This is a genomic window from Acidisphaera rubrifaciens HS-AP3, assembly GCF_000964365.1.
In the GTDB taxonomy this organism is placed as follows: Bacteria; Pseudomonadota; Alphaproteobacteria; order Acetobacterales; family Acetobacteraceae; genus Acidisphaera; species Acidisphaera rubrifaciens.
Genome location: NZ_BANB01000617.1, coordinates 1 through 2,660 on the forward strand (window position 1 = coordinate 1; position 2,660 = coordinate 2,660).

Annotated in this window: 3 protein-coding genes and 1 tRNA gene; 3 read left to right on the top strand and 1 reads right to left on the bottom strand. The window is 63.7% G+C overall.

All coding sequences use genetic code 11. From position 1 onward, the window contains the following. Positions 1 to 66: transfer RNA gene (locus B8460_RS21105), tRNA-Glu, on the bottom strand. A 185-nt stretch (positions 67 to 251) separates the two neighbouring features. Between B8460_RS21105 and B8460_RS15415 the strand changes: the two genes are divergently transcribed. The 3 genes from B8460_RS15415 (at position 252) to B8460_RS21115 (ending at position 2,522) form a co-directional block, all read left to right on the top strand. Continuing rightward, positions 252 to 1,547: a tyrosine-type recombinase/integrase gene (locus B8460_RS15415; RefSeq protein ID WP_048862498.1), complete on the top strand. Its 1,296-nt coding sequence runs from the start codon at positions 252 to 254 to the stop codon at positions 1,545 to 1,547. A 125-nt stretch (positions 1,548 to 1,672) separates the two neighbouring features. Beyond that, a complete protein-coding gene (locus tag B8460_RS21110; RefSeq protein WP_148360637.1) occupies positions 1,673 to 2,251 on the top strand; it encodes a hypothetical protein in 579 nt (192 codons plus the stop codon). A 61-nt stretch (positions 2,252 to 2,312) separates the two neighbouring features. Then, a complete protein-coding gene (locus B8460_RS21115) occupies positions 2,313 to 2,522 on the top strand; it encodes a hypothetical protein (protein ID WP_148360638.1) in 210 nt (69 codons plus the stop codon). Positions 2,523 to 2,660: the final 138 nt, after the last annotated feature.

Here is a 2,660-nt window from a genome sequence, read left to right on the forward strand (position 1 = left end):
TGGCGTCCCGTAGGGGATTCGAACCCCTGTTACCGCCGTGAGAGGGACGGTAATCCATCCAAATCCGTCCAATCATGTCCACCTAACTGCCTGTTTCTCCTGCCTTCTATCCGTCCCTGTTTATGCTTGTCCAGGCCAGACTAGCGGCATATATTGGACACGTGTTGGACAGATCGCCGCCGGTCTAAGCCGCTGGAATCACAGATTCCGTTTCCAGCGCGCCACGGCGGTAACGTGGGGGAAGGCTGCCGATGGCACGCACGGTGCGCGACGCGAACCTGGAAACCCGAACCGCGCGGGCACGGCTCAAGCCGGCCGGCAAGCCCTATTACCGAGCGATCGACGAGGGGCTGCACCTCGGCTACCGAAAGGGGAAGACCGCTGGTAAGTGGGTCATGCGCTGGTATATCGGCGACCAGACATATCGCACCGAAGCCATCGCGACCGCCGACGATACGCTCGACGCGGACGGCGCCGAGGTTCTGACGTTCGCCCAGGCGCAGGCCGTGGCCCGGACCCGGTTCGTCGAGCAGCGCCGCGTCGCGGCCGGGCTGCCGGCCAAGGCTGGTCCCTACACCGTGCAGCTCTGCATGGCCGACTACCTCACGTGGCTGGAACATAACCGCAAGACCGCGCAGGACGCGCGTTGGCGATCCGATGCGCTGATCCTGCCCATTCTCGGCTATGTCGAGTGCGCGAAGCTGACGACCAAGCAACTGCGGGACTGGCGGGACGCGATCGCCAAGGCCCCTGCCCGCCTGCGCACGAAGAAAAATGAACAGCAGAAGGTCAAAAAGACGGACCCGGAGGAAGACCCGGAGGAAGCCCAGCGCCGCCGCCGCGCCTCCGTCAACCGCGTGCTAACGATCCTGAAAGCCGCGTTGAATCAGGCCTGGCGGGAGCACAAGATACCATCGGATCAGGCATGGCGCGCACTCACGCCGTTCAAGCAGGCTGACGCGGCCCGCGTCCGGCATCTCACGGTCGAAGAATCAAGACGCATCATCAACGGCGCCCAAGGGGCGTTCCGTGATCTTGTGAAAGCCGCCCTGCTGACCGGCGCACGGTTTAGCGAGCTGGGCGCGTTGCAGGTGGCCGACTTTAATGCGGATGCGGGCACCGTCCATGTGCGCATCAGCAAGGGCGGCAAGGGCCGGCAGATCGTCCTGACGGACGAGGGCGTGAAGTTCTTTTCCCGCCTCGCCGCCGGCCGCGCCAGCCGGGACCGGCTGCTTGTTAAGGATGACGGCGGCAGGTGGCTGAAAAGCCATCAATCAAAACCGATGGCGGAGGCATGCAAGGCCGCACGGCTCGAACCGCCCTGCGGCTTCCACACGCTGAGGCACACTTATGCAAGCCTCGCCATTATGAACGGCGCGCCGCTGATGGTGGTAGCGCGTAACCTCGGCCATGTGGATACGCGCATGGTCGAAAAACATTATGGGCACCTCTCGGCGTCCTACGTCGCCGACGCGATCCGGGCGGCTGTCCCGTCTTTCGGCATCACGGCGGAAACAAATGTCGCGGCGATCGGCGGTGCGCGTTGATGTTTCCAATCGCGCTGCCGGACTGGACGCCGCCGGCTGTCGAAAGAATAGTCCGGCGGTTGGAGCAGCAAAGCCCGGTCAGGGCGCATCAGGATATACTGCGTCGTCTCGCGACCGACCCTCGCGTGAAACACGTCTGGACTACCCTGCGCAGCCGCGACCGGAAAACGGGATCGTTCAGATATCCCGCGCGTCTTCCCGCCTCCGCGCCCTGCCTCGCGCCCGAGGCGGCGCAAGACGATGCCCTCGCCCGCACACTCTATTTTGTATATCGAAGCGCGACGGATCAGCGCCGTGTTTCGAAAGCGGATGATTTGGCACCGTTGATCGCCGCGCGCCTCGCAAAAGCCCAAGCACTCCGCGACGTGGCGGCGGAGCTTCGGTCGGCAGTCAGGTTACGGCCTGACCTTGCCATCCCCCAACATTCCGCAGATGCCGAGGCGTTGGAGCGCGTCGCCGCGTGGCACGACCGCCAGACTGCAACCATCCGAGGTCCGGCCGACCCCTTAACGATCACAAACGATCGTGGTGACCCGGTTGTGCGGGCTGTTCAGGCTGACATTGCCGGGCAGCTCTACGATTTGTTCGGCGATCGCCTGGACGGCACGGCCGCCACCCTCGCCGCAGTAGCCCTCGGCGTGACCACCAGCCCGCGCGTGTCACGGTCCGCCTTTTCGAGGCCGAAAGGCGCCCGAAAAAGCTGAGTGCTGCCCGGAAGAATACACCCCTAAGTCCATCAGCGTTCACCGGTTTTCGGAGGCGCACATGGACCACCACACCACTCCAAAGCGGAAGCCGCACCCGCGCAGCGTCGAGGCGTTTTGCCAACGCTGGGGATTTTGCCGCGCAACTTTTTACAATCAGGCGAAACTAGGCCTGATGCCCGACGTGATCCGCGTCGGCTCGCGTGTTGTTATTTCCGAGGCGGCGGAAGCCGCTTGGGCCGAGCGGTCGACCAAGCGGTCTGCGGCATAAAAAAACAGCCCGGCGGTGGAGCGCGCGGGCTGCTGGAGGCTGTGGTCGTTCTCAACGATCAAGAACAATGTAGCCCTTCCAGCGCCTTCGTTCAAGCACTTTTCGCCGGGCATCGGAGATCAACGATGCCTCATTTCA

What these genes read in the sequence shown, in the direction of transcription:
- B8460_RS15415 (WP_048862498.1), top strand. Translation starts at nt 252, where the DNA reads ATGGCACGCACGGTGCGCGACGCGAACCTGGAAACCCGAACCGCGCGG.
- B8460_RS21115 (WP_148360638.1), top strand. Translation starts at nt 2,313, where the DNA reads ATGGACCACCACACCACTCCAAAGCGGAAGCCGCACCCGCGCAGCGTC.